Annotated in this window: 24 protein-coding genes and 1 other RNA gene; 5 read left to right on the forward strand and 20 right to left on the reverse strand. The window is 61.5% G+C overall.

What is annotated here, in order from left to right; genetic code table 11:
• Positions 1-87: 87 nt before the first annotated feature.
• The 3 genes from ftsA to PR017_RS09205 are packed head-to-tail and all read right to left on the reverse strand — an operon-like array spanning position 88 to position 3,262.
• Positions 88-1,419, reverse strand: a complete 1,332-nt coding sequence (gene ftsA, locus PR017_RS09195) for a cell division protein FtsA (RefSeq protein WP_111222856.1) — start codon at positions 1,417-1,419, stop codon at positions 88-90.
• A complete protein-coding gene (locus tag PR017_RS09200; RefSeq protein WP_111222855.1) occupies positions 1,416-2,348 on the reverse strand; it encodes a cell division protein FtsQ/DivIB in 933 nt (310 codons plus the stop codon). The genes ftsA and PR017_RS09200 overlap by 4 nt, the downstream gene beginning before the upstream one ends.
• Positions 2,336-3,262, reverse strand: a complete 927-nt coding sequence (locus PR017_RS09205; protein ID WP_111222854.1) for a D-alanine--D-alanine ligase — start codon at positions 3,260-3,262, stop codon at positions 2,336-2,338. The genes PR017_RS09200 and PR017_RS09205 overlap by 13 nt, the downstream gene beginning before the upstream one ends.
• A 133-nt stretch (positions 3,263-3,395) precedes the next feature.
• On the opposite strand from PR017_RS09205, the gene PR017_RS09210 reads away from it, so the two are divergent.
• Both PR017_RS09210 and PR017_RS09215 read left to right on the forward strand, forming a co-directional pair.
• Positions 3,396-3,770, forward strand: a complete 375-nt coding sequence (locus tag PR017_RS09210; RefSeq protein WP_133255668.1) for a hypothetical protein — start codon at positions 3,396-3,398, stop codon at positions 3,768-3,770.
• A complete protein-coding gene (locus PR017_RS09215; protein WP_111222853.1) occupies positions 3,767-5,071 on the forward strand; it encodes an MFS transporter in 1,305 nt (434 codons plus the stop codon). The genes PR017_RS09210 and PR017_RS09215 overlap by 4 nt, the downstream gene beginning before the upstream one ends.
• 95 nt (positions 5,072-5,166) lie before the next feature.
• Here PR017_RS09215 and murB read toward each other — a convergent pair whose 3' ends face one another.
• The 17 genes from murB to PR017_RS09300 all read right to left on the reverse strand — a co-directional run bounded on the left by murB (position 5,167) and on the right by PR017_RS09300 (position 23,541).
• Complete coding sequence (murB, locus tag PR017_RS09220) at positions 5,167-6,141, reverse strand: UDP-N-acetylmuramate dehydrogenase (RefSeq protein ID WP_111222852.1); 975 nt, start codon at positions 6,139-6,141, stop codon at positions 5,167-5,169.
• Entirely contained in the window at positions 6,138-7,553 is a 1,416-nt protein-coding gene (murC, locus tag PR017_RS09225) for a UDP-N-acetylmuramate--L-alanine ligase (RefSeq protein ID WP_111222851.1), read from the reverse strand. The genes murB and murC overlap by 4 nt, the downstream gene beginning before the upstream one ends.
• Complete coding sequence (gene murG / locus PR017_RS09230) at positions 7,550-8,674, reverse strand: undecaprenyldiphospho-muramoylpentapeptide beta-N-acetylglucosaminyltransferase (RefSeq protein ID WP_111222850.1); 1,125 nt, start codon at positions 8,672-8,674, stop codon at positions 7,550-7,552. The genes murC and murG overlap by 4 nt, the downstream gene beginning before the upstream one ends.
• Before the next feature lie 4 nt (positions 8,675-8,678).
• Positions 8,679-9,833, reverse strand: a complete 1,155-nt coding sequence (gene ftsW, locus PR017_RS09235; RefSeq protein WP_111222849.1) for a putative lipid II flippase FtsW — start codon at positions 9,831-9,833, stop codon at positions 8,679-8,681.
• A gap of 1 nt (position 9,834) precedes the next feature.
• Positions 9,835-11,247, reverse strand: a complete 1,413-nt coding sequence (gene murD / locus PR017_RS09240; RefSeq protein WP_111222848.1) for a UDP-N-acetylmuramoyl-L-alanine--D-glutamate ligase — start codon at positions 11,245-11,247, stop codon at positions 9,835-9,837.
• 7 nt (positions 11,248-11,254) lie between these two features.
• On the reverse strand, positions 11,255-12,355 hold the full coding sequence (mraY, locus tag PR017_RS09245; protein WP_111222847.1) for a phospho-N-acetylmuramoyl-pentapeptide-transferase: 1,101 nt from the start codon (positions 12,353-12,355) through the stop codon (positions 11,255-11,257).
• A gap of 29 nt (positions 12,356-12,384) precedes the next feature.
• Positions 12,385-13,818, reverse strand: coding sequence for a UDP-N-acetylmuramoylalanyl-D-glutamyl-2,6-diaminopimelate--D-alanyl-D-alanine ligase (locus PR017_RS09250; RefSeq protein ID WP_111222846.1), 1,434 nt, complete (start codon positions 13,816-13,818; stop codon positions 12,385-12,387).
• Positions 13,815-15,278 carry a UDP-N-acetylmuramoyl-L-alanyl-D-glutamate--2,6-diaminopimelate ligase gene (locus tag PR017_RS09255; RefSeq protein WP_111222845.1) on the reverse strand — a complete coding sequence of 488 codons (1,464 nt, stop codon included), beginning with the start codon at positions 15,276-15,278 and terminating at the stop codon, positions 13,815-13,817. Before PR017_RS09255 ends, PR017_RS09250 begins: the two co-directional genes overlap by 4 nt.
• A gap of 65 nt (positions 15,279-15,343) precedes the next feature.
• On the reverse strand, positions 15,344-17,095 hold the full coding sequence (locus tag PR017_RS09260; protein WP_111222844.1) for a peptidoglycan D,D-transpeptidase FtsI family protein: 1,752 nt from the start codon (positions 17,093-17,095) through the stop codon (positions 15,344-15,346).
• A complete protein-coding gene (gene ftsL, locus PR017_RS09265; RefSeq protein WP_111222843.1) occupies positions 17,095-17,589 on the reverse strand; it encodes a cell division protein FtsL in 495 nt (164 codons plus the stop codon). Before ftsL ends, PR017_RS09260 begins: the two co-directional genes overlap by 1 nt.
• A 1-nt stretch (position 17,590) precedes the next feature.
• Positions 17,591-18,616 carry a 16S rRNA (cytosine(1402)-N(4))-methyltransferase RsmH gene (rsmH, locus tag PR017_RS09270; RefSeq protein WP_111222842.1) on the reverse strand — a complete coding sequence of 342 codons (1,026 nt, stop codon included), beginning with the start codon at positions 18,614-18,616 and terminating at the stop codon, positions 17,591-17,593.
• Between the two features lie 17 nt (positions 18,617-18,633).
• A complete protein-coding gene (mraZ, locus tag PR017_RS09275; protein ID WP_111222841.1) occupies positions 18,634-19,071 on the reverse strand; it encodes a division/cell wall cluster transcriptional repressor MraZ in 438 nt (145 codons plus the stop codon).
• Between the two features lie 405 nt (positions 19,072-19,476).
• Positions 19,477-19,873: RNase P RNA component class A (gene rnpB, locus PR017_RS09280), an RNA gene on the reverse strand.
• A 67-nt stretch (positions 19,874-19,940) separates the two neighbouring features.
• Positions 19,941-21,134 carry an NAD(P)/FAD-dependent oxidoreductase gene (locus tag PR017_RS09285; protein ID WP_111222840.1) on the reverse strand — a complete coding sequence of 398 codons (1,194 nt, stop codon included), beginning with the start codon at positions 21,132-21,134 and terminating at the stop codon, positions 19,941-19,943.
• Between the two features lie 100 nt (positions 21,135-21,234).
• Positions 21,235-21,792: a lytic transglycosylase domain-containing protein gene (locus tag PR017_RS09290; protein WP_111222839.1), complete on the reverse strand. Its 558-nt coding sequence runs from the start codon at positions 21,790-21,792 to the stop codon at positions 21,235-21,237.
• Between the two features lie 283 nt (positions 21,793-22,075).
• Entirely contained in the window at positions 22,076-22,837 is a 762-nt protein-coding gene (locus tag PR017_RS09295) for an N-acetylmuramoyl-L-alanine amidase (protein WP_111222838.1), read from the reverse strand.
• Positions 22,834-23,541, reverse strand: a complete 708-nt coding sequence (locus PR017_RS09300; RefSeq protein WP_111222837.1) for a J domain-containing protein — start codon at positions 23,539-23,541, stop codon at positions 22,834-22,836. The genes PR017_RS09295 and PR017_RS09300 overlap by 4 nt, the downstream gene beginning before the upstream one ends.
• 227 nt (positions 23,542-23,768) lie before the next feature.
• Between PR017_RS09300 and PR017_RS09305 the strand changes: the two genes are divergently transcribed.
• The 3 genes from PR017_RS09305 (at position 23,769) to PR017_RS09315 (ending at position 26,632) form a co-directional block, all read left to right on the forward strand.
• Positions 23,769-24,644 carry a DMT family transporter gene (locus PR017_RS09305; RefSeq protein ID WP_111223019.1) on the forward strand — a complete coding sequence of 292 codons (876 nt, stop codon included), beginning with the start codon at positions 23,769-23,771 and terminating at the stop codon, positions 24,642-24,644.
• Positions 24,645-24,727: 83 nt separating this feature from the next.
• Positions 24,728-25,939 carry a pyrophosphate--fructose-6-phosphate 1-phosphotransferase gene (locus tag PR017_RS09310; protein ID WP_111222836.1) on the forward strand — a complete coding sequence of 404 codons (1,212 nt, stop codon included), beginning with the start codon at positions 24,728-24,730 and terminating at the stop codon, positions 25,937-25,939.
• Between the two features lie 57 nt (positions 25,940-25,996).
• Positions 25,997-26,632, forward strand: a complete 636-nt coding sequence (locus PR017_RS09315; protein WP_111223018.1) for a LysE family translocator — start codon at positions 25,997-25,999, stop codon at positions 26,630-26,632.
• The last annotated feature ends 111 nt before the right edge of the window (positions 26,633-26,743 follow it).

Genomic DNA, 26,743 nt, shown 5'->3' on the forward strand with positions numbered 1-26,743 from the left:
TTCTTGTCTATGACCGCGTCGCCACGCCAGCCAATTCACTCAATGTGCTTGCCCGTGCCGGAAGGCATTGCCGCCCGGCCCGGAAACTCAAAAACTTTCTTTCAGCCACTGCCCGACCCGGGCAATGCGGCTGTTGTTGCCGCCGAGCGACGAAAGCAAACCGCTGCCGCCCATATGGGTTTCCAGATCCGCCACCTGCGGATAGATCATCAGGCCGACCGCCGTCGAAAAGGCAGGTCCCTTGGCTGCCGTCGGCAGGCCGGAAATGCCCATCGGGCGGCCGATGCGGACGTTGCGCGCGAGGATATGACGCGCCACTTCCGGCAGGCCGGTCAGCTGGCTCGCACCACCCGTCAGCACGACGCGCTTGCCGACGATCGGGCTGAAGCCCGAGCGCTGGATACGGTCGCGGATCAGTTCCAGCGTTTCCTCGATACGGGCGCTGACGATGCGCGACACCAGCGCACGCGGCACCTGGGTCGGCTGGTCGCGGTCATCTTCGCCAATTGGCGGGATGGAAATCATTTCGCGGTCGTCGCCCGGATTGGGCAGCGCCGAAGCGTGCACGACCTTCAGCCGTTCTGCATCCTCGATACGGGTCGACAGGCCGCGGGCCAAATCGGTCGTGACGTGATGACCGCCGATGCTGACAGCATCCGTGTGCACGAGCTTGCCTTCGGCAAACACCGAGATCGTCGTGGTGCCGCCGCCCATGTCGATGGCGGCGCATCCGAGTTCGACCTCGTCATCGACCAGGGCTGCGAGCCCGCTGGCATAGGGCGTTGCCACCATGCCCTCGACCGACAGGTGGGCGCGGTTGACGCTGAGTTCGAGATTGCGCAGTGCCGAGCGCTCAGCCGTCACCACATGCATGTCGACGCCGAGCGCGTCGCCGAACATCGCCAGCGGATCGCGAACGCCGCGCTCGCCGTCGAGCGAGTAGCCCGTCGCCAGCGAATGCAGGATGGCACGGTCCTGGCGCAGCGACTGCTGACAGGCGGCCGTCAAAACCTTCTTCAGATCGGTGGCTTCGACTTCCTGGCCGCCGAGATCGATGGTTGCAGTATAGATGTCGCTTCCGAGGCGACCGGCGGACACGTTGACGATCAGGCTCTCGACCGTCAGGCCAGCCATGCGCTCGGCAGCGTCGACAGCAAGGCGAATGACGCCTTCGACTGCATCGAGGTCTGCGATGACGCCGGTCTTGATGCCGCGCGAGCGCTGGTGGCCGATGCCGATGATTTCGATGTTGTGCGTACGGCCGGGAAGAACCTGCGTTTCCTCGCGCGGCGTCAGCCGACCGATCATGCAGACGATCTTCGTCGAGCCGATGTCGAGCACGGAGACGATATGCGAGCGCTTCGACGAAAGCGGCTTCAGGCGCGGCAGGCCGAAATGGGACGAACCGAATAAGCTCATGTGTCTTGTCCCGCCTTTTTCAGAGCCTTGGTTCTTAAATCCAGCGCCGCCTGTCGGCGCACCATCGCATCCGGCGTCAGTTCCACCGTCGTGCGATCTTCGAGACGAAGATCGACGGCAGCGATGTCGCGCGCTAGAAGGTTCTGTTCCTTGTCCAGCTTTGCCAGCTTTCCGAGCGCCTGCTGTAGGTCGTCTTCCGGCAGCTTGATGACGATGCCGCTGTCGAGATAGAGATCCCAGCGACGACCGGCGACACGCACGAAAGCCTTGACGTGGCTGCGAAGGTCCGGCCAGGCGGCAAACATGTCACCGACCGAAGCCGCGGCCTTCTCGGCTTCGCGCCCGACAAACAATGGCAGGGACGCAAACTTGTTGTCGCGCAGCGGCGCGATGACGGTGCCGTTCTGCTCGATCAGCGAGAGCTCGGCGCCATGCTGCCAGATACCGTAGGCGGCCTTCTCCTTGAGCTTCACCTCGATGGTCTTCGGATAGACCTTGCGGACTTCGACGTTCTCGACCCAAGGAAGGCTGGCAATCTTCTGGCGCGCGGCATCGACGTCGAGGGCGACGAGCGATGTCGTGCCGTCTAGGCCGAGAAGCTGCAGGATTTCGATTTCAGAAGTCTGGTCGTTGCCCGAAACCTTGACGTCCTCGATGGCAAAGCCGGCTGCTGCCGTCGTTGCCTGGGCTACCGTCTGTGTATGACCGCCGAGCGACATGCCATATAGGCCTGTCGCAGCGAGAAAGGCTACGGCGGAGACCGTGCCGAGATGTGGCGGAACGTAGATGCGCCCGGAGCCGAGGCTCACCAGAAAACGCACGGCACGACGCAGCGGCCGCGGCAGGACGAACAGGTCCTCCGGCTGGTCGAACAGCACCGGAGCACGGTGCCTGGAGCGCTTCATCCTCTTGACCGTCAACGCAAACATGACGCGTCCTCCACCATCCACCGGAGAAATTCGCCAAACGAGTAGCCGGCGTGGCCTGCCATTTCCGGCACAAGCGAAGTAGGGGTCATGCCGGGCTGGGTGTTGATCTCCAGCCAGATAAGTTCACCATCCTCGGAAAAGCGGTCGTCGTAGCGAAAGTCTGATCGTGTGACCCCGCGGCAGCCGATTGCTTGATGCGCCGTTAACGCTAATCTTTGTATTTTTTGGTAAATATTTGGTGAAATTTCTGCGGGAATTACGTGTTTCGAGCCGCCTGCGACATATTTCGAGTCATAGTCATAGAAGCTGTGCCCCTGCGGCACGATCTCGGTGACTGCCAAGGCCTTGTCGCCCATGACGCCACAGGTGAACTCGCGGCCGGCAATGTAGCGCTCGACGAGCACGTCGTCGCCATAGCGCCATTCCGACGAGGTGATGACCTGCGGCGGGTGCGCCTGGTCTTCCTTGACGATGACGACGCCAAAGCTCGAACCTTCCCGGACCGGCTTGACGACATAGGGTGCCGGCATCGGATGCTCGGACCCGAAGTCGAAACGGCTCATCAGCAATGATTCGGCAACCGGCACGCCGGCATCCGCCGCCACCAGCTTGGCGCGCGACTTGTCCATCGCCAGCGCAGACGCGGCAACGCCGGAATGGGTGTAGGGGATCTGCAGGTATTCAAGCACGCCCTGGATCGTGCCGTCTTCGCCGAAGGGGCCGTGCAGAGCATTGAAGACGACATCGGGCGCAAGATCGGCAAGACGCGCCGAGATATCGCGATCGACGTCGATCAACGAGATCCGGTAGCCCTGCCCTTCGAGAGCGTCAGCGCATGCCTTCCCCGACGACAGGCTGACCGGCCGTTCCGAGGAAAAACCGCCAAACAGGACGGCTACATGCTTCTCACTCATCGATACCCCCAAAAATACAGCTCTTTGCGACAGCACGCTTGCGCGAAGCTTTTACCGGGCGATTCCACCGGCTTCTGAATGAGCCTATTAGAGCGTCATTATAGTTAACGAAGCGTTTACTTTGGTTAACCCGATGCATCTTTTGCCGCCATCAACACAAAAGAATCAAAACCCGGATGGCAATTACCCTCTTGGAATCAGAGCTTTAGATCCGTGGCAAGAGGCGCCTTCGATTTTCTTAATCCTGGACATCACCTCGGCGGGAGCCTCTGATCGGCAACATGCAACCACCGCGATAAGGGAGCGACGCCGAGTAACGGTAGACGCGCTGCCGGCTCGACTAGAAATTCATGCGGATCAGCCGGAGACAGACGACGCTGCAGACATTATTGTGCGGCGCATCAACGATTTCGTTCGGGAAATTGCTACTTTGGCGTTTGCGCCGGTCTTAAATTGCGTTAAGGGCCGTGAAGTTGAACTTAGCATTCCGGATTGGTCACGAAAATGAAACAAGCGATATCGCCATTATCGCCGGCTCCCTCGTCGCGAAACAGTGCCGCCCTGAATTCGCCGTCACGCGTTCTGCTGGCAAGCCTGATCGGCACCACCATTGAATTCTTCGACTTCTACGTCTACGCGACGGCTGCTGTCCTCGTTTTCCCGACGCTGTTCTTTCCGACCAGCGATCCGACCACCGGCGTCCTGCAATCATTCGCGACTTTTTCCATCGCCTTCTTCGCCCGTCCGATCGGCGCCATCGTGTTCGGCCATTTCGGTGACCGCATCGGCCGAAAGGTGACGCTCGTCGCAGCCCTGATGACCATGGGCATATCGACGGTACTGATCGGCTTCCTGCCCTCCTACGCCTCGATCGGCGTGGCCGCGCCTCTGCTGCTGGCGATCTGCCGCTTTGGCCAGGGCTTCGGCCTCGGTGGAGAATGGGGCGGCGCGGTGCTGCTGGCGACGGAAAATGCTCCGGAGGGCAAGCGCTCCTGGTACGGCATGTTCCCGCAACTGGGCGCGCCGGTCGGCCTGTTCCTGTCGTCGGCCGTGTTCTGGCTGCTGCTGCACTTCATCTCCCAGGAAGACTTCATCACCTGGGGCTGGCGCGTGCCGTTCATCGCCTCGATCGTCCTGATCGGCATCGGCCTCTGGGTCCGCCTGTCGATCACCGAAACCCCGGAGTTCAGCGAAGCCGTCGCCCGCAAGGAGCGTGTTGCCGTTCCCGTGGTCGAGATCCTGAAGAACCACAAGCGCAGCCTTGTCCTCGGCACCTTCGTGGCGCTGGCAACCTTCGTGCTCTTCTACATCGGCACGGCCTACCTGCTGTCCTACAACGTCAAGGTCCTGAAGATCAGCTTCCTTGATGCGCTTCTCGTGCAGATCGTCGCCTCGGTGTTCTTCGGCATCTTCTGCCCGATCGCCGGCAAGCTGTCGGACCGCTTTGGCCGCCGCGCCGTGCTCGTCGCCACGACGGTCGGAATTGGTGTCTTCTCGTTCTTTCTGCAGACCCTGCTCACCGGCGGCCTCACCGAGATCTACATCTTCGCAGCGGTGAGCATGGCGTTGATGGGGATGACCTACGGTCCGATCGGCACTGCACTGGCAGCTCCGTTCCCGGTCGCGGTGCGCTACACCGGCGCCTCCATCACCTTCAACTTTGCCGGCATCTTCGGCGCGTCGCTGGCACCCTTTATCGCCACCTGGCTCGCCAGCAACTACGGCCTTGCCTATGTCGGCTACTACATGGCAATCGCCGCCTTCATCACGCTGGTCTGCATCCTGCTGTCAGGCAACGAAGAAATCTGATCCAAACAATCGCATCAAAAAAGGCCGCGAAACACATGTTTCGCGGCCTTTTTTCTAACTACGTATCGGTTCCCAGCAGGCGCTCTGCTATTTACCTACTCCGTCGTCGCACCATGGAACGGGCGAACCTCGCGGCCATCCATGAAGGTTCCGAGCCGCTTGATTTCCCATTCCAGCTTGACGCCGGATTTCTCGAACACCTCGCGACGAACTTGCTCGCCGAGATATTCCAGATCGTAGCCGGTTGCCTGGCCCATATTGATCATGAAATTGCAGTGCAGCGAAGACATCTGCGCTCCGCCAATGACGAGACCACGGCAGCCCGCTTCGTCGATGACTTCCCAAGCGGAAAGGCCCGGCGGGTTCTTGAACGTCGAGCCACCGGTCTTTTCGCGGACCGGCTGAACGGTCTCGCGATGATTGCGCACCGCATCCATGTCGGCACGGATCTTGGCCTTGTCCTCGGTGTAACCCTCGAACACCACATCGGTGAAGATCAGGTCGGCCGACGCTGACGAATGGCGATAGGTGTAGCCCATGTCGGCATTGCTCAGCACATGCTTGTTGCCGCTGCGATCGACGGCATGGACCTCGACCAGCCGGTCACAGGTCTCGACGCCGTTGGCGCCGGCATTCATGCGCGCCGCACCGCCTATCGAGCCTGGAATTCCGTAGTAGAAATGGAAACCGCCGATGCTGTTGTCCATCGCCATCGCCGCGACATGCTTGTCGGGGCAGATGGCCCCGGCCTTGATCCGGTTTTCCCCGGCCAGTTCGAGCGAGCCGAACCCCTTGGCCGAAAGCCTCAGCACGACGCCGGGAATACCGCCATCACGCACGAGGATGTTCGAGCCGACACCGACGACCATCAGCGGCACTTCCGGAGGCAACAGCTTCAGGAAGGTGACGAGGTCATCCGTATCGTGGGGCTGGAACATCAGCTCCGCCAATCCGCCGGCACGAAACCAGGTGACGCGATCCATCGGCGCATCCGGTGTCAACCGTCCGCGAATATCCTTGACGCCGTCGCCCAAAGACGCGAGCAGCTTTTCTCCATTGACCTGCTTCATACGGATTTACCCGAAAGGCCTTCCAGTTCCTGTGGCAGCGCTGCGGCCCAGTAGGTTATGCTGCCGGCCCCTAACAAGACCACAAAATCCCCAGGCTTTGCAATCTCGGCGACCATTCCTGCCAGACGATCCGGTGATGGCAGATAACGGGCGTCACGATGGCCGCCGGCCTTGATGCGCGATACCAGCGCTTCCGAATCGACGCCCTCGATGGGCTCCTCGCCGGCCGAGTAGACCGGCGCGAGAAAGATGCTGTCGGCGTCGTTGAAGCAGGCGGCAAATTCCTCGAACAGGCTCGAAAGCCGCGTAAACCGGTGCGGCTGGTGAACGGCGATGATCCGTCCGGAGCATGATTCGCGTGCCGCCTTCAAAACCGCTTTGATCTCGACGGGATGATGCCCGTAATCGTCGAAGATCTTCACGCCGTTCCACTCGCCGGTCAACGTGAAGCGGCGCTTGACGCCGCCGAACGCCGCAAGGCCACGGGCGATGTCTTCGTTGGAAATGCCGAGCCGGTTGGCAACGGCAATGGCCGCCGTGGCATTGGCGATATTGTGCCGGCCGGGCATCGGCAGCACCAGATCCTTGATCTCGATGACCTTGCCGGTGCGACGACGGCGGATTTCGATGTCGAACAGCGACCGCGTGCCGTCGATGCGGACATTCATGAAGCGCACATCTGCCTGCGGATTTTCCCCGTAGGTGATCACTTTGCGGTCCTCGATACGGCCGACCAGCGTCTGGACTTCCGGATGATCGAGGCACAGCACGCCGAAACCATAGAACGGGACATTTTCGACGAACTGCCGGAAGGCGGCCCGTACTGCATCGAATGTTCCGTAGTGATCGAGATGCTCGGGGTCGATGTTGGTGATGACGGCGACGTCGGCCGGCAGCTTCAAGAAGGTGCCATCCGATTCGTCGGCCTCGACCACCATCCACTCGCCCTCGCCCATGCGGGCATTGGTGCCGTAAGCATTGATGATGCCGCCGTTGATGACGGTCGGATCGAGCCCCCCGGCTTCGAGCAGCGTCGCCACCATAGAGGTCGTGGTTGTCTTGCCGTGCGTGCCACCGATGGCAATTGCATTGCGAAAGCGCATCAGCTCGGCCAGCATTTCAGCGCGGCGGACCACCGGCAGCAGCTTTTCGCGCGCGGCGATCAGTTCCGGGTTATCTTTCCGAATGGCGGTCGAGACCACCACCACTTCGGCTTCACCCAGGTTCTCTGCCTTGTGGCCGATGAGAACCTCGATGCCCTTGGCGCGCAGGCGCTGGACGTTGGCGCTGTCCGCCTGGTCCGAGCCCTGCACCTTGTGGCCGAGATTGTGCAGCACCTCGGCGATGCCGCTCATGCCGATGCCGCCGATGCCGATGAAATGTACGAGGCCGATGGCCTTAGGCAGCTTCATGCGCCTGCCCCCTTGAATTCTGCAATTGAACGTTTGTCGGCAATAGCCTCTACAAGATCCGCGAGCAAGTTTGCTGCGTCCGGCTTCCCCGTCGATTTCGCAGCAGCGGCCATCTTGGCGAGCTTTTCCGGCGAATTCATCGAGCCGCGCAAGATCGCCGACAGTTTTTCCGACGAGAGCTCCGACTGTGCAATGACCTTGGCTCCACCATTGGCGGCAAGCGCTGCGGCATTGGCCGCCTGATCGTGGTCGAGCGCATAGGGATAAGGCACCAGGATCGCCGGTCGGCCGATGACCGCAAGTTCGGAGACCGTCGAGGCGCCGGAGCGGCAGATCACGAGGTGGGCAGCCGCAATCCGCTCGGCCATGTCGTTGAAGAACGGCGCAATGGCTGCACCCATCTGCAGGTGCACGACGCAGTTGTTGACCGTCTCCATGTCCTCGACGCGGACCTGCTGGGTAATCCGCAGCCGGTTGCGCAACGGTTCTTCCAGCAGGCTGACGGCCGTCGGGATTGCCTTGGAAAAAAACTGCGCGCCCTGGCTGCCGCCGAAGACGACGAGATTGAATGGCTCATCCGGACCGGATGGATGATAGGGCGTCTTGGCTGCCTCGATGACCGCCGGCCGCACGGGATTACCGGTGGTCACCGTCTTTTCCGGGTACGCACCGCCATTGTCCGGCAGGAAGCCGCCGGCAATCGCCTTCACGCGGCCGGCCAGCGCCTTGTTGGCGCGGCCCATCACGGCATTCTGCTCGTGGATGACGGTCGGCACGCCCATGCGTGTCGCGGCGAGCAACGGGGGAATCGTTGGATAACCGCCGAAACCGACGACGCAAAGCGGGCCGATGTTGCGGATCAGCTTTCGGGCTGCGCGCATGCCAGTCCAGAGTGTCCAGAGCGAGCGGGCGAGATTGACCGGGTTCTTGGAGCCGATCGTTGCGGACGGCACCACATGGATCTCGTCGGCTGGAAAGGAGCCCGCATAGCGCTCGGCGCGGCTGTCGGTGACCAGATGCACGGAGTAGCCTCGGTCGCGCAGCTTGTAGGCCAGCGCTTCGGCTGGAAAGACATGGCCGCCGGTGCCACCGGCGGCGAGAAGAATGATGCCCTTGCTCATCGCATCACTCCGCCGGAACGCCGTGGGTTACGCGAAACAGGCTGCGCTCCTGCATGCGCTTCTCCGGTCGGTGACGGGTCAGCGCCAGGATGAAGCCTGCGGTCACGCAGATCGCAATCATCGACGAACCACCGTAGGAGATCAGCGGCAGGGTCATGCCCTTGGCCGGCAGCAACTGCAGGTTCACGCCGACATTGATGATGGACTGGATGCCGATCTGCAGCACCAGGCCGGCAACGGCGAAGCGGTTGAAGTCGTTCTTCTCACGGTAGGCATGAGACAGTCCGCGAAGAACAAGGACCGCGAAGATGCAGACCAGGAACATGCAGAAGATGATGCCGAACTCTTCCGCAGCCACCGAAAAGATGAAGTCGGTGTGGGCGTCGGGAATGATGCGTTTGACGATACCCTCGCCCGGACCGACGCCGAACCAGTCGCCGCGCACAATTGCCTCGCGGGCTGTATCGACCTGGAAGGTATCGCCTTCGCCGGTCAGAAACTTGTCGATGCGCAGCGCCACGTGCGGGAAGACGTAATAGGCGCTGAAAAGACCACCCACCCCCATGCCGCCGAGCACGAAGATCCACAGCCAGGGCATGCCGGCCATGAAGAACATGCCGGCCCAGACGGCCGATGTCAGGATGGTCTGGCCAAGGTCGGGCTGGGCGACCAGCAACGAGGCAACGATGCCAAACAGAATGATGGCAAAGAGGTTGCCGGGAATTTCAGGCTGGCGGGCATGCTCGGCAAAAAGCCAGGCGCAGACGACGACGAAGGCCGGCTTCATGAATTCCGAAGGCTGGATCGACAGGCTGGCGAGATTGACCCAGCGGCGCGAGCCCTTGACCTCGACGCCGAAGAACAACGCAAACAGCATCATCGCCAGCGATACGACGAGAATGATCACAGCCGTCCGGCGCACCTGACGCGGCGTCAGGAAGGAAATGCCGATCATCACGGCGACTGCCGGGATGAGGAAGGCGGCATGGCGCTTGACGAAGTGGAAGGGCTCGAGCCCGATGCGGGTTGCCACTGCCGGTGACGCGGCAAACGACAGCATGAAGCCGATGCCGAGAAGCAGGATGAAAATCCCGAGGAAAAAACGATCGATCGTCCAGAACCAGTCGGCCAGGGCCCCACGGTCTACGCGGCTTACCATCTCATGCGCCTCCTGTTGGCGAACCGATCAGCATGGTGATCCCTTCCAGCGCCGACACGTGTGCGACGAAGGAATCCCCTCTGACCTCGAAGTTCTTGTATTGGTCGAAACTTGCGCAAGCCGGTGATAGCATGACAGCAGCGCTGACGCCCTGATCCATCGCCGCATCAGCAGCCGCGTGCAGAACGGCGCGATCAAGCGTGCCGGAAATCTCGTATGGCACGGCCTCGCCCAACGTCGCTGCAAACTGCGGTGCCGCCTCGCCGATCAGGTATGCCTTGGCGATACGGGAAAACAACGGCGCGAGCGAGGCGATGCCTCCCTCTTTCGGCAAGCCGCCGGCAATCCAGTAGATCCGCTCGTAGCTCGACAAGGCCGGCGCTGCGGCCTCGGCATTGGTCGCCTTCGAATCATTGACAAACACGACAGTGCCGCGCCGCGCCACCGGCTGCATACGATGCTTCAGTCCTGGAAAGGATGTGAGGCCGGACTGGATATCCTCGACGGATACGCCCACCGCCAGGCAGGCGGCGATTGCCGCTGCGGCGTTCTGGGCGTTGTGGCTGCCGCGCAATGTCTGGATGCCGTCGAGATCGGCAATGGCATCCGTCTCTCCGGCCGATGCGCGGACAATCCGTCTACCGTCGGCATAGAGACCGTCCGACAACACCTGGCGGCGAGAGATGCGCATCACCGTGCCGCCGGCGCGTTCGATGCGGTCGGCAATGACTGTCGAGAAGCTGTCATCGACCCCGACGATCGCCGTGCTGCTGCCGGCCACAAGGCGCTCCTTGATATCGGCGTAATGCTGCATGGTTCCATGCCGGTCGAGATGATCGGGGGTCAGGTTGAGGAGGATACCGGCCGAGGGATTGAGCGTCGGGGCGAGATCGATCTGGTAGGATGAGCACTCGATGACATAGTAGCGCTCGGCCTGCGGCGGATCGAGCGTCAGGATGGCGGTGCCGATATTGCCACCCATCTGCGTGTCGCGACCGCTTGATCTGAGAATATGGGCGATCAGCGCCGTCGTCGTCGACTTGCCGTTGGTGCCGGTTATCGCGATGAAAGTGCAATCCGGCGCTTGGGCGCGACGCTCGCGAACGAACAGTTCGACATCGCCGACGATCTCGACACCTGCCGACCGGGCGAGGTCAACGGTCCAGTGAGGCTTCGGATGGGTGAGCGGCACGCCCGGCGACAGCACGAAGGTCGACAGCCCTGCCCAGTCGATTGTTCTAAGGTCGGCCGTGGGAACCCCAGCGGCCGACGCCTTTGCAACGCTGTCGGGATTGTCGTCCCAGGCGGTGACTTCAGCGCCGCCAGCCACCAGCGCCAGGGCCGTGGCGAGGCCCGAGCCGCCGAGCCCGAACAACGCGACCTTTTTACCCTTGAGCGTGGTGACCGGGATCATGTGTATCCTATCGCAGCTTCAGTGTGGACAGGCCGACCATGGCGAGCACGACGGCGATGATCCAGAAGCGGATGACGACCTGGCTTTCCGTCCAGCCCTTCTTCTCGAAATGGTGGTGGATAGGCGCCATCAGGAAGACGCGCCGGCCGGTCATCTTGAAGAAGCCGACCTGGATGATGACCGACAGGGTTTCCATGACGAACAATCCGCCGATGATCGCCATGACTATCTCATGCTTGGTGGCGACGGCAACCGTACCGATCATGCCACCCAGCGCCAGCGAGCCGGTGTCGCCCATGAAGATGGCGGCTGGCGGCGCGTTGAACCACAGGAAGCCAAGCCCCGCCCCGATCATCGCCCCGAGCACGACGGAAAGTTCGCCGGTCCCTGGCACGAAGTTGATCTGCAGGTAATTGGCGAACACGACGTTGCCGGCGAGATAGGCGATGACGCCGAACGACGCCGCTGCGATCATTACCGGAACGATAGCAAGACCGTCGAGGCCATCCGTCAGGTTGACCGAGTTGCCGGCCGCAACGATGACGAAGCCGCCGAACAGCACGAAAAACAGGCCGAGATTGATCATGAAGTCCTTGAAGAAAGGAAAGGCGATCGACGAGCCGAAAGTCGATCCGGCCGGACCCGATGCCAGCGCCGAGCGCATCATGAAATAGACAGCGATGCACGCAATGACGAACTCGATCAAAAGGCGCTTGCGGCCGGAGAAGCCCTTGTCGCTCTGCTTGGTGACCTTGAGATAGTCGTCGTAGAAGCCGATTGCGCCGAAGCCGAGCGTTACCAGGAGAACCGCCACCACATAGACGCTAGAAAGATCGGCCCACAACAGGCAGGAACCGACGACACCGGCGATAATCATCAGCCCGCCCATCGTCGGCGTGCCGGCCTTCTTGAAATGCGTCTGCGGTCCATCGGCACGGATCGGCTGCCCCTTGCCCTGGCGAAGGCGCAGCGATGCAATGATTCTCGGTCCGAACAGGAAGACGATCAGTGCCGAGGTGAACAGGGCGCCGCCGGTGCGAAACGTGATGTATCTGAACAGATTGAAGAATTTCACATGTTCAGAGAGGTCGACGAGCCAGATCAGCATCCAGGGCCCTTTCTCGGGTCAAAATTCAATTAGCTTTGCGGCTTCGTGTCGGAAACTGCAGGAAATTTGTCAAGCAAAGCCGCCACGATCTTGCCGAACCCGATCCCGAGCGACGACTTGATCATCAGCACATCGCCGGGCGCAACCGAGGAAAGAACGAAGGCGGTGAGCTCTTCCGTCGTCTCGCGATATTCGACATGCACTGTTTCAGGCAGCGCCTCTTTCAGGGCCAGCATCTCCGGCCCGGAGAGCCAGGCGTGTTCGATCCCCGCGGCAATCAGCGGACCCGCCAGATCGGCATGCACCCTACGCGCATGTTCGCCCATCTCGAGCATGTCGCCAAGGACGGCGATGCGGCGTCCGCGACCATCACCGGCACCCGTTGCCAGCAGCGCCATTGCCGCGCGCATGGAGGCGGGGTTGGCATTGTAGCTTTCGTCAATGACCGTGAAGGTGCCCGCCCCGATCGTCAGCCTGTGGCGTTTGCCGCGGCCCTTTTCCGGCTGCAGCGTCGCCAGTGCCTCGATGGCCCTGTCGAGGTCGCCGCCGACCAGCGTTACGGCGCCGAGCACGGCGAGCGCATTCTCGGCAATGTGGCGACCGGGCGCACCGATGGCGATCTCGAACGTCTCGCTGCCGAGCGTCAGCCAAAGGGCCGATTTCTCGTCGGAACCGTTGAATTCCGCCAGCCGGAAGTCGGCCTTGGCATGCTGCCCGAAGCTGTAGATCCGGGTGATGCCGAGCGCCTGCGCCTGGCGCTCAAGGAACGAGAACTGGTCGCTGTCGCGGTTGAGGATGATATCTCCGTCAGGCTCGAGACCCTCGAAGATCTCCGACTTCGCGGCGGCAATTTCCTTGATGCTCTTGAAGTTGCCGAGGTGGGCGGCAGCCACCGTCGTGATGATCGCCACATGCGGGCGGACCATCTTCACCAGCGGTCTGATTTCGTCCGGATGGTTCATCCCGATCTCGAAGACGCCGAAGTCGGTATCGATTGGCATGCGCGCCAGCGTCAGCGGCACACCCCAGTGATTGTTGTAGGAGGCGACCGAGGCATGGACTTTGCCGGAGGGCGAAAGCACGTGACGCAGCATCTCCTTGGTCGTGGTCTTGCCGACCGAGCCGGTAACGCCGATGATCTTTGCGCGCGACCGATGCCGGCCGGCGATGCCGAGCGTGGTCAATGCCGCCAGCACATCCTCGACGACGATCATTGGCACGGTGAGGCGCCCGAGCGCTGGCAGCCGCGCTTCGCTGACAACCAGCAACGACGCGCCATTGGCCATCGCCATGCTCGCAAAATCATGCCCATCGACGCGGTCGCCCTTGATGGCAAAGAAGGCTTCGCCCGGTCCGATCGAACGGCTGTCGATGGAAATTCCCGTAATACCCGCCGGCAACGAGCCAACAGGCCGGCCATGCATGATGTCGATCAGGTCTTCGCTTGTCCAAAGCCAGCTCAAGTTGTCGTCTCCCCTAGTGCCCGGCGCACTTCCGCATGATCCGAGAACGGCAAGGTGACACCGGCGACCGTCTGGCCTTCCTCGTGCCCCTTGCCGGCCACGATCAGCGTATCGCCGGCCTTCAGCATGTCGACTGCGGCGCGGATAGCCTCGGCACGGTCCGCGATTTCCGTAGCTGAGGTGGCCGCAGCCATGATTTCGGCGCGAATGGCAGCCGGTTGTTCAGAACGCGGATTGTCGTCGGTGACGATGACCACGTCGGCCAGCCGGCAGGCGATCTCGCCCATGATCGGCCGCTTGCCGCGATCCCGGTCGCCACCGCAGCCAAAGACCACGATGACACGACCGGTGGTAAAGGGTCGCACAGCCGCAAGCACGTTTTCCAGCGCATCCGGCTTGTGGGCGTAATCGACATAGGCAAGCGCGCCGTTGCGCGTCTGGCCGATCAGCTCAAGACGACCGGAAGCTCCCTGGAGTTTTTCCAGCGCCTGCATCGCCACGGCTGCCGGAACGCCGGTCGAGATCGCAAGGCCGGCTGCAACCAGCGCATTGGCAATCTGGAAATCGCCGGCGAGCGGAATGTGAACCTCGAAGATCTCGGTGCCGAAATGCACCTCGGCGACCTGCTTGTGGCGCGAATGCTCGACCCGCTTCAGCGTCAGGAAATTGCCCTTGCGGCCAACGGTGCGGATGTCGTGGCCTGCCTGCCGGGCTGCGGCTATGGCCTGATCCGACCATGCGTCGTCGGCAAAGATAACGGCCGGCGATCCCTGCGGCAGCAGCGTATCGAACAGCCGCATCTTGGCGGCCATATAGGCCTCCACGGTCGGGTGATAGTCCATGTGATCGCGGCCGAGATTGGTAAAGCCAGCAGCCTTGAGACGCACACCATCGAGACGGAACTGGTCAAGCCCATGGCTGGATGCTTCCATCGCGGCATGGGTCACGCCCTCGTCGGCAAGCTCGGCCAGCAGTTTGTGCAGCGACACCGGATCCGGCGTCGTCAGCGAGCCATAGTCGTTGCGGCTGGGGGAGATGACGCCGGTCGTGCCGATCATTGCGGCGGTGCTTCCGGCATGTGCCCAGATCTGGCGGGTGAAGGAGGCAACGGAGGTCTTGCCGGCCGTACCCGTGACGGCGACCATGGTTTCCGGCTGGCGCCCAAAAAAGCGCGCGGCTGCCAGCGCCAACAGGCGGCGCGGCTCGGACACGGCAACAACGGGAACCTTATCGGTATCGGCTACATGCTGGGCGAAAATTACCGCGGCGCCGCGCGCAGCAGCATCGGCAACGAAGGCGGCGCCATCGGCTTTGCTGCCGGCAACCGCGACAAAGGCCATTCCCGGCGTAATCTGCCGGCTGTCGGCGGAAAGACCCGTGATGTCGATGTCGCCCAGCGAGCCGCCGACCGGTCCGTTCAACTCGGGAAACTCGGTCCCGACGAGATCACGCAATTTCATGGCGTCTACTTCTTTGTTCTAGGCCTGCCCGCCCCACGCGAATCGACCGCGCTATCCATTCAATCTCAATAAGACACCAGCAAGGCGGAGCCGCCCTCACCGAATTTCGGTTTTACACCGAGAATCGCTGCCGAACGGGCGATGATATCGCGCGCGATGGGGGCTGCCGTATAGGCAGAAATCGTGCCCCCGTGCTCGCCGGTCAACGGTTCGTCGCAAAAGCTCATGACCACATAGCGGGGATTGTCGATCGGGAAGGCTGCGAGGAAGGTGTTGAAGTTGGCGGTGTGGGAGTAGCGACCGTTGACGACCTTGTCCGCCGTGCCGGTCTTGCTGCCGACATCGTAGCCGGGAACGCGGGCGGCACGACCGGAACCCTTGGAGCCATTGAAGTCTAGCAGGAAGCGGACATCGTCGCTGGTGCTCTTCTTGATAACGGTTTTAGCCACAAGGTCGGCCTGCTCTGCGGTGCGCGGCAGGAAGGTCGGCTCGATGAGCTTGCCTCCGTTGACCAGCGCCGCACCGGCCACAGCCGTCTGCAGCGCCGTCGTCGAGACGCCGTGGCCGAATGAGATGGTGATCGAGTTGATCTTCTTCCAGACTTTCGGCTGGCTTGGCGTCTTCACCTCGGGCAGTTCCGTTGGCATGCGGGTCAAGAGACCGAGGCGCGTCAGGAACTCCTTGTGGGCGTCGATGCCGACGAGATCGGCGATCTTCGCCGTCCCGATGTTGGACGAATACTGGAAGATTTCCGGAACTGTCAGTACGCGGCCCTGGCCATGGAAATCGTGGATCACGAAGCCGCCGATGCGGATCGGCGCGCTGGCATCGAAAGCGTCCCGAAGCGTCACCTTGCCGCTGTCGAGCGCCATCGCCATCGTGAAAGTCTTGAAGGTCGACCCCATTTCGAAGGTGCCGTTCGACATGCGGTTGAGCCAGCCTTCGGCTGCACTTGCGTTCGGCTCGTTCGGATCGAAATCGGGGGCCGACGCCATGGCGATGACTTCGCCGGTCTTGACGTCGAGGACGATGGCGCCGCCACCCTTGGCCTTGAAGTTGACGACCGCCTTGGTCACGACATCGCGGGCAATGGCCTGGACGCGAACGTCGATCGACAGCTTGACCGGCTCAAGCGGCTCATTGCTGGTCATGCCGACGGCGGCGAGATCGGCAAGGCCCTGGTCGTCGATGTACTTTTCCATGCCCATGACGCCGCGGTTGTCGATGTTGACATAGCCGAGGATATGCGAGGCCGTCGGGCCGCCGGGATAGAAGCGGCGCTTTTCAGGCCGGAAACCGATGCCGGGAATACCGAGCGCCAGGATCTGGCTCTGCTGCTTTGGCGTCAGCTGGCGCTTCAGCCAGGCGAAGTGCGACGTGTTGGTCGAAAGCTTCTTGTAGGTGCCCTTGAGATCGAGATCCGGCAGCACGGTCGAGAGTTTTTCGACGGCATCGTCGACGTCGACGATCTTGTTTGGCTCGGCAAACAGCGACACGGTGCGGATGTCGGTCGCCAGCAGCGCCCCGTTACGGTCGACGATGTCGGGCCGCGAGGCCATCAGCCTGTCGGCCGGCAGAATGCTCGATACCGTGTCGGGCATGGCAGTGCCGTACTCGACCAGTCGCGCGCCGATGATGCAGTAGACGACGCCGAAGCTCACGCTCAACAACAGGACGCGGCTCCTCGCCTGGCCTGTCTTGCGCTTTCGCGATCCCTCGACAACAGCGCTGGCGAGCGCGTCGACTGGCTTTCCATTGTTACCGGCAGAAAAATGTGCCTTGCTCTTCAAGAGCATGATGCGGGACAGAAAAGACATCAGCGCTTCACCGATCCCGTTTTGATATCGTCGACACCGGACTTGCCATGCTTGGCCGGTGCCAGCCTTGCGACCGGCTTCGGCGCAGGCTTGGCCGCCACGTCGGCAATAACCTTGCGGATATCGGCATCGCTGTCGTCGCCCTTGGATGGGCCAGGCTTTGCGGTCGGCTTGCCGTCCATGATACCCGGGGGTTGCGGTAGCTGGCTGCGCAGCATGGGCAGTTCGTTCGGCTGCACGAGCGATGTCGAAAGTGTCGGCTGCAGCTGCAGTTCGCTGTTATAGTTGGCGACCAGACGCTCGAGGCGGTTCGGCTGCACGACCAGCGCCCAGTCGGCCTTCAGCAGCTCGATGGTATCCTTCTCAAGCTTGATCTCGGATTCGAGGTGATGAACCTCCTCGAGTTTGAGCTCGGCGCGGTGCTTGATGGTGTAGGTCACGGCTGCCGCAGTGGTCATGACGCCGATGAGCACGATATCGAAGGTCTTCAGCATCTCAACCTCCAAGCTTTGCAAGAGTGGCAAGGTTCGGCAGCTCGAAAATCGAAACGTCGGCTGCTTCCGCCGGCGCAGCGGTTCGCACAGCAGCACGCAGCTTGGCCGAACGGGCACGCGGATTGAGCTCGGCTTCGACCTCGCCGGCTGAGACGACCTGCTTGCCGATGGCATCGAAAGTCGCCGCCCGCTCGTGTACGACTGGCATATGGCGCGACCCCGTCGAGCGGCCCGAACGATCTGTGAGGAACTTCTTGACGATCCGGTCTTCCAGCGAATGGAAGGTGACGACGACGAGGCGGCCGCCGGGTTTCAAAGCCCGCTCGGCGGCAAACAGCGCTTCGGCCAGTTCACCGAGTTCGTCGTTGACGAAGATGCGCAGCGACTGGAAGACACGGGTCGCCGGATGGATCTTGTCCTTGGCCTTACGGGGTGTCACCAGCTCGATCAGTCCTGCAAGATCACGCGTCGTCTCGAAAGGCTTTTCGGCGCGACGCTTCTCGATGGCATGGGCGATGCGCGGCGCCTGCTTTTCTTCGCCAAGAAAGACGAAGATGCGGATCAGGTCGGCGAGCTTGGCATTGTTGATGACGTCGGCAGCAGAGACGCCCTTGGCCGACATGCGCATGTCGAGCGGACCGTTCCTCTGGAACGAGAAGCCGCGCTCGGCCTCGTCGATCTGCATTGAGGACACGCCGATATCGAGAACGATGCCGTCGAGACCGCCCTCCGGTGCGTGCTCTGCCAGCTGAGAGAACTGCGAGTGAATGAGAGTGAGTTTGCCGGGATGAGCTTCGACCAGCGACTGGCCTGCCGCAATCGCCGTCGGATCGCGGTCGAGCGCAATCACATCGGCACCCAACTCCAGCAGCGCCGACGTATAGCCACCAGCCCCGAAAGTTCCGTCGAGAATTACCTTGCCGGGCGCAGGCTCCAGCGCCCTTACGACTTCGGCTAGGAGAACCGGAATATGACGAAGCGGCCCGCTACCGGCTTCAGCACAATCTCCGCCAGGTTGAGCTTCCATTCCGTCCCCTCGTTGTATCAGGAACGCATGCCCGCCAGCCTGCGCTCCTCTCTTGCGGTTGCCTGCAGGGCTTGAAACGCCTGCGGCTCCCAAAGCTGAAAGTAGTCCGCCCGACCCACGAAGGTCACCTCGTCGGTGATTCCGGTGAAATCGCGGATGAAATCCGTGACCATCAACCGCCCTTCGGCATCGAGCTTCATGAACACCCCGCCCCCGTGGATGAGGAGCGACATCTGATTCGCCTGCGACGAAAAAGGATCTTCCGCCGCAATCTGTTGCTCGAACCGGTCGAGCAGATCCAGTCCGCCGATGCTGATCGCCGGAAACACGAAATCCTGGAAGCAGTACAACTCCGGAATGGCGCGCTCCGACAGCACCGATCGAAATACCGAAGGCACGGAAACCCGGCCCTTGGCATCGATCTTGTTTGTCGCGTTCGACAGGAAGCGTTTCATGACGCGAAACACCCGTTTCCATTGGTCGCGCGAAAATCATTCGCCCACATTCACTGCCGCCATCACACAGATCTTCGCCCGCCGGAAAAACAATTGCCTTCCCGGTCTCCCCGAGAGGAGCTCGACCTTTGCTTTGCGATGATTGGGCCTCGATTTGCCCCTTTGCAGTGCGAATTTGGGATACCATGGGACCATATGGGCGTCAATGGGATGCGGCCTGCGGAAGCCGGTTGCAGTCCCTCATATTCATAGGCCGTTAAGCTTAACGAAAGGTTAGGAAGTGCGGCATTTGCCCGCCGCGAACGCTTGGGCGTCGATCGCATCGCTTGAAAAAATTGGACATTTGACTATCGATTAGCGACCGCAAATAAAGGGCGCGAGGCGCCACCGCAGTGCTCGAAAAAAATTACCAGTTGGCCTGTAAGCCGGGTTCTGTAAGGCCCCGACCGAAGTCGGAACGTGGCAGCCATTCATCTGGGACGACACTTGCGTGCCGCCTCGTGCAACCCACCCGGATGACAGGCCCGGAAACAGGCTGGTGAGCTTGCGCTCACCGCGTCATCCCTATTCGGTTTTGCTCCCGGTGGGGTTTACCATGCCGTCGCTGTCACCAGAGACGCGGTGGGCTCTTACCCCACCCTTTCACCCTTACCCGGTCGGAACCGGGCGGTTTACTTTCTGTGGCACTTTCCCTGAGGTCACCCTCGCCGGACGTTATCCGGCACCGTGTTTCCGTGGAGCCCGGACTTTCCTCACCCCACCGCCTTTCGACATTGTGAAGCGCGGCTGCCCGGCCAACTGGTAGGCGCTCATTAGCCGAGGCCGTCGGCAATTGCCACCTTAAATCCAAAGACGGGAGGCAAATCCTTTCACTGGCGAAAATGTGGTGCAAAATCCGTGCTGTAGGCGTCGTCGTTGATTCGACCCTGCAGCAGCAATTCCGCACCAAGCCGGCCGATTTCATCCGAACTCTTTGCCGACGTGCCGCTGCAGCCGGTCAGGACGGCAATGCGCGGCGACGCCGTGTAGCCGATCATCGGATAGGTCGACGGTGAGAAAGAGGTGACGCAGGCGCCCGACGATATCGACAGGGGCCGCAAATCGGGAACCAGTCGTCGAACTATCCGCGTCAGGTGATCGCGTACCGAGGCCCGGCCATCGGTGCGAAACCACGCGCGCATCTCGGCGTCGCTGCTGATGTCGTAGTCGTCGGGATCGCCGCCGATCTTGAGGTAGTACTTGCCGTCGGGATAGCGGATCGGCGGCAGCAGATAAATACTGTCGATGTCATCCGGCCCCTTGGTGATCAGCGACGGCATGGTTCCGAGCGCCATGGCATCGGCTTCGCTGATCTCGAAATAGGCAATCGTCCGGCCACGAACAATCATCTCGACCGGAGCCGCCAACAGGCTGGCGGCGATGGAAAACCCGCCGGCAGCCAGCAGCGCCTTCTCCGCCCGGTAGACGCTACCCTCTCCCGTCGTCACCACGGCACGGCCGCCCTCGTCGCGGATCGATACTACGGTCTCTTTCAGCACCTTCGCTCCGACCTTTTCGGCAAGCAGCGATTGCGCCTTCACCAGCCGGCGCGGGCTGATATGGCCGGCACCCTGTGGTTCGTAGATGCCCTCGCTGCCGCGATTGAACGCAAAGAACGGAAACCGGGCGCGCAGGCCCTCGTCATCAAACCGCTCGGTACGCACTTTCAGAGCCACGGCAGCTTTGGCGACCTGATCGATATAGCCATCTGCGCCACCCTGCCTCGGCCCGACCGCAAGGCAGCCAACCTGGGAGTAGAAGGCAATGCCGCTTTCCCGTTCCAGTTCGCGGTAGCGCGCAATCGACCGGTTTGCCAGCAAGGCCCAGTTCGGATCCGGATCGATCGTCCGGGTGATACGACCCTCGTCGTAATGGCTGGCGAAGACGCCGCTGTGGACCTTCCGATCCGCGGGTTCGTCAGGTCCTATCACGGCGACGCCGTTCGTCTGGCGGGCGAGGTGGCGAGCAGCCGCCGCCCCCATCATGCCGCGGCCGATGACGATGAACTTGAAATCCGCTGCCATGTCAGGTCTCCATCGATATCGGGAATCGATAGCATGACAATCGGCTGGATTTCCAGATGAAGTTCACCTGATAAACAATTCGCCTTCAAGCACTTGCCGCCTAGTCGAGAAGCGCCAGGACCTTGCCGCAGTACCGCTTGGAAACCGGGTTCATGCGGGTCGCGCCGTGGCCGGCATTGTATTTGAGGATGGTATTGCAGGTCTCGCCACCGCCGAGCGTCTGCGCCAGGGCCAGATACTTCATGCCGATGCGGATATTGGTATCGGGATCGGCAAGCCCCTTGACCGAGCCGGAATAACCCATCATCCGCGCCGTTGCCGGCTTCACCTGCATAAGCCCGACCTCGCCATGGCTGCCGCGCATACGCGGGTTGAAGTTGCTTTCGATCTTGATAACTGCAGTTGCCAGGGCGACATCGACGCCGTTCTGCTTGGCATATTTGGTGATGATCTCGGAATAGCGATTGTCGCTCGGCCCCGGAGCGTCTGTGTTGGCGGTGCTAGCCGTTGCATCCTGCCTGGCGTAGCCGATGCTGCGGCCGAGTGTCTTGAACGATTTCGTCTCGACCCTGACCCGGTGCTGGCCTGCAAAAGCGCAATCGTATCCCATCAGCAACATGCTTGCGCATGCCGCCGTCGCAACAATCAAATTTTTCATTCAGTCTCTCGTCTCCGGGTGGGATCGCAGCGGCGGCGCATGGCGCTTGCCCTGCCGTCGGGACAGCCATCTCGATGGCCAGTTCCCGCAAAGATCCACGTTGTCGTCTACGGCTGCTGTTCCGGATAAGTGAACGGTTCAGCGCCGCTGTTCATCGGCGCCGTTAGACCATCGCAATGCGCAGATAATAGGGAAATGCTGTGGCAGCGTCCGGATCTGCGGCCTTTTGCGATGCCGCAAGCCGCAAGCAGGCATCCAAAAGACAATCGGACAGGCGCAATCTTCAGGCGAAGTGCGGTAACGCGCGCAGCAAGCGATGCAGCGTATCGATGGTCGAGAAATCGGCGATCCCGTCGACCCGTTCCTGGCGGAAATGCCGCTGGAAAGCCTCGACGTCGCCGGCCATGGCTGCGGAAAAATCGCCATTGATTTCCGTGCCGTAACCATAGAGCGACAGCATCGACTGCAGCGCCTCGACCGGCTGCCCGCTGTCGCCCATCTGGAAAAAGCGCCCCCCGGATATCGGCGATGGATTGACCCAGTGACCGACCCCTGCCGCATGCAGCTTTGCCCACGGAAAGCGCTCGCCGGGATCGACCTTGCGAATGGGTGCTATATCGGAGTGACCGAGCACCCTTTCCGGCGCTATGGACCAGCGCTCGACGCAATCGCGACACAATTCGATGACCGCATCGATCTGCGCATCGGGGAATTGTGGCAAGCCGCCCGGGTGGCCTGCATTGGCGATCTCGATGCCGATGGAGAGCGAGTTGATATCGTTCTCCTTGCGCCAGACACCCTTGCCCGCATGCCAGGCACGACGCGCTTCGGGCACGAGTTGCAGCACCCGGCCGTCTTCATGGATGAAATAGTGGCTCGAGACCTGGCTTTCCGTCCGACAGAGCCAGTCGAGGGCGCCATCGGCCGTGCCCATGCCGGTGTAGTGCAACAGGATCATATCCGGCTTCCGCCCACCTGCCCGCTCGCCGTGGTTCGGGGACGGTTGCACCAGGGCACCGCTGTAGTCAGCCGCAAACGACGTCATGCGGCGCGGCGTTCCTTCTCGATTTCCTCGTAGGCAGCGTTCAGTGCCGCCATCCGCTCGTTGGCGATGACGTGGAACTCCTCGGGCACGCCACGCGATACGAGGCGGTCGGGATGATGTTCATAGACCAGGCCGTGGTAGCGCTTGCGGATCGTCGGGAAATCGTCGGAAGGCTTGACGCCCAATACCTTGTAGGGATCGCGCCCGTTGCCGGAAACATGCCGCGCCATGATCTGCTCGAAGCGCTCTTCGTTCATCTGGAAGATCTCGGCGATGTGGGCGAGGAACGAGATTTCCTTCTCGTGGATCAACCCGTCAGCCTTGGCGATATGGAACAGGCCATCCAGCACGTCCTCGAGCACGGGGCAGTTTTCACTGCACGTGACGCACAGCGTCGCCAGACGTTCGGCATAGGCCTCGTAACCAGCCACGTCCTGGCGCGCAAGATTATAGAGGCGCGCGACGTTCTTCGCCTGGTCATCCGGAAAGTCGAAGATCTCCCTGAAGGCATTGACTTCGTTCTCGGTTACGACACCGTCAGCCTTCGCCATCTTGGCGGAAAGCGCAATGATCGCGACCGAAAACGCCACCTTGCGGCGGGTTTCGGGGTCGCCTTCGAACAACGTCCGGATGGCTTCGACCACGCCTGACAGGGCATTCCCCGCAGTGCCGACGGCATTCAGCAGCTTTTCCCAGATAGACATGACGATCCCGATTACCCTAAAGAAGAAGCAACACGTTGATCAAAGAATGGTTGCGAATGCAAGCTGACCATTGGCCGCAGCGTTGAAAACACCTTTCACGAATAGGTAATGATCTAACCATAAATGCCGCTCCCATCGGTTTCGATGTTCTGCGCATAAGGCAAATGAATTGGACAGGCGCGCTCCGGCCTGTCAGCGCTGGTGTCACCTTTGTCCCCGGAGCCTTCATGCCCTTTGCAGACCGACCGCAACTTCTCGGCCTCGCCCTCGGGCTGATCGGCGTCCTGATATTCAGCGCAACACTGCCTTTGACACATATAGCATTGAACGGCTTCTCCCCGGCCTTCATTACCTTCGGCCGCGCGCTGGTCGCCTCCGCTGCGGCCATCGCGACGCTGCTCGTCCTGCGCCGGCCGCTACCGCGCGGTCACTTCGGCCAGTTGTTCGCTGCCGGCCTCTGCGTCGTCTTCGCTTTTCCCGGTTTTTCGTCGATCGCCATGCAAACCATTCCGGCAAGCCACGGCGCCGTCGTCCTCGGCCTGCTGCCGTTGTTGACGGCCATCTTTGCAGCTCTCATCGACGGGGAGCGGCCCGGGATACTGTTCTGGATTTGCGGCGTCATCGGCGCCACGCTGGTCGTCAGCTTCTCGGTGACGCAGAACGGTTTCCAGATGCAGCCCGGCGACCTCTGGCTGTTTGCCGCCGCGGTCATCGTGGCGCTGGGCTATGTCCTGCTTGGCAGGCTTTCGCGCAGCCTGTCGGGTTGGGAGGCGATCTGCTGGGCGCTGGTCGTGACGCTGCCGATATCGCTCATCGGCACCGCGATCACAGCCTCGAGCGGTTTTCACGCGCCAACGGCGACAGCGTGGGGCGCCTTCGCCTATCTCGGGCTGATGTCGATGTTTGCCGGCTTTCTCTTCTGGAATGCAGGACTTGCGATCGGCGGCATCGGCCGCGTGGCGCAGGTCCAGCTGATGCAGACCTTCTTTACGCTCGGCATTTCCGCCCTCGTCCTTGGCGAGCATGTCGGACTGGAGACCGTGGGCTTCGCGATGCTGGTCGCCTTCGTCGTCTGGCTTGGACGCAAAGCGCGCCATTCGTAAATTCTTTACTTTACAGCCCTGCCTGCCTGTCGCATCCATCAGGCAACACCGAGTTGACGCACTGACCTTGCAAGGAGGCAACCATGGCCAGACAGAAAGTCGCAATGCTCACCGCCGGAGGGCTCGCGCCCTGCCTGTCGTCCGCTGTTGGCGGGCTGATAGAGCGCTACACGGACATAGCGCCCGACATCGAGTTGATTGCCTATCGCTCCGGCTACCAGGGTGTGCTTACCGCCGACCGGATTGAAATTACCCCCGCCATGCGTGAAAAGGCGCATCTGCTGCATCGCTATGGCGGATCGCCGATCGGCAACAGCCGCGTCAAGCTGACCAACGCTGCCGACCTCGTCAAGCGTGGGATGGTGAAGGAAGGCGAGAACCCGTTGCGTGTCGCTGCAGAACGGCTTGCATCCGACGGCGTCACCATCCTCCATACCATCGGCGGCGACGATACAAACACGACGGCAGCCGATCTCGCTGCCTACCTCGGCGCCAACGGCTACAACCTCACCGTCGTCGGACTACCGAAGACGGTCGATAACGACGTCGTGCCGATCCGGCAGTCGCTTGGCGCCTGGACGGCAGCCGAAGTCGGCGCCCACTTCTTCGATAATGTCAGCAACGAGCAAACGGCGGCACCGCGCTCGCTGGTCATCCATGAGGTCATGGGCCGCAGCTGCGGCTGGCTGACGGCAGCAACGGCGCGCGCCTACATCCAGAAGACCAGCGCCAACGAATATGTCGATGGCATGATGACCAACGCCGCGATGAAGAGTATCGACGGTCTCTACCTGCCGGAGATGGCTTTCGACATCCATTCCGAGGCCGCCAGGCTGAAAGAGATGATGGACAAGAACGGCCATGTGACGCTCTTCGTCTCCGAAGGTGCCTGTGTCGATGCCATCATCGCCGAGCGCGAGGCTGCCGGCGAAAACATCAAGCGCGACGCCTTCGGCCACGTGAAGCTCGACAGCATCAACGTGGGCAACTGGTTCCAGAAGCAGTTTGCAGCCCTTCTCGATGCCGATCGGTCCATGGTCCAGAAATCCGGCTATTTCGCCCGCTCGGCGCCGGCCAATATCGACGATCTCAGGCTGATCCAGGGCATGGTCGATCTCGCAGTCGAAAGCGCCCTCAACAAGGTCTCCGGCGTCACAGGCCATGACGAAGGCCAGGGCGGGAAGCTGCGTACAATCGAGTTCCCGCGCATCAAGGGCGGCAAGAAGTTCGACATGTCGGCAAAGTGGTTCGGCGAAGTGATGGAGCACATTGGCCAGCAATACCGCGAAGGATGATTGACGAAGCGTGAAGACGATGTCTTCGCTGGTGGCGGATGGGATGAGGATGATTCGATGTCCGTTGAAACCTGGCTTGCCTTCGCCGCCGCTTCTGCCGTTATGCTGGCGATCCCCGGCCCGACGATCCTGCTGGTGATATCGTACGCGCTTGGCCACGGCCGGCGCACGACGCTCGCAACCGTCGCCGGGGTGACGCTCGGCGACTTCACCGCGATGACCGCCTCGCTTGCCGGCCTCGGTGCCCTGCTGGCAACTTCGGCAGGCCTGTTCACGGTGCTCAAACTGATAGGCGCAGCCTACCTGATGTTCCTCGGTATCAAGCTCTGGCGCGCCACTGTCGTGACCGGGCCGATGGGCGACAACGATAACCTTCCCGAGGAAACATCGTCCAAGATCTTCCTGCACGCCTATATTGTAACGGCGCTAAATCCCAAAAGCATCATCTTCTTCATCGCTTTCGTTCCGCAGTTCCTCGACCTCGGCAAACCGTTTCTGCCGCAAACCCTTATTCTGGAAGCAACTTTCCTCGTCCTCGCAGCCCTAAATGCGTTTCTCTATGGCCTGCTCGCCGACGCTGCGCGGGGCTACATCCGCAAGGCCAGCGTGCAGCGTGCGGTCAACAGGACAGGGGGAACGTTGCTGATTGCGGCCGGTGCCGTAACGGCCGGATACCGGCGAATGGCGGCTTAGTCGCCGTCCCACCTTGCGGGGCTGTCACGAATAGGTTAATTGGCGTTCATAATTTAATTCCCCTGTGACCGAATTGCATCGCAGGTGGAACGCAATTTTCGAAAGAGACAG

Origin of the sequence: Rhizobium tumorigenes, from assembly GCF_003240565.2 — a bacterium.
GTDB lineage: Bacteria > Pseudomonadota > Alphaproteobacteria > Rhizobiales > Rhizobiaceae > Rhizobium > Rhizobium tumorigenes.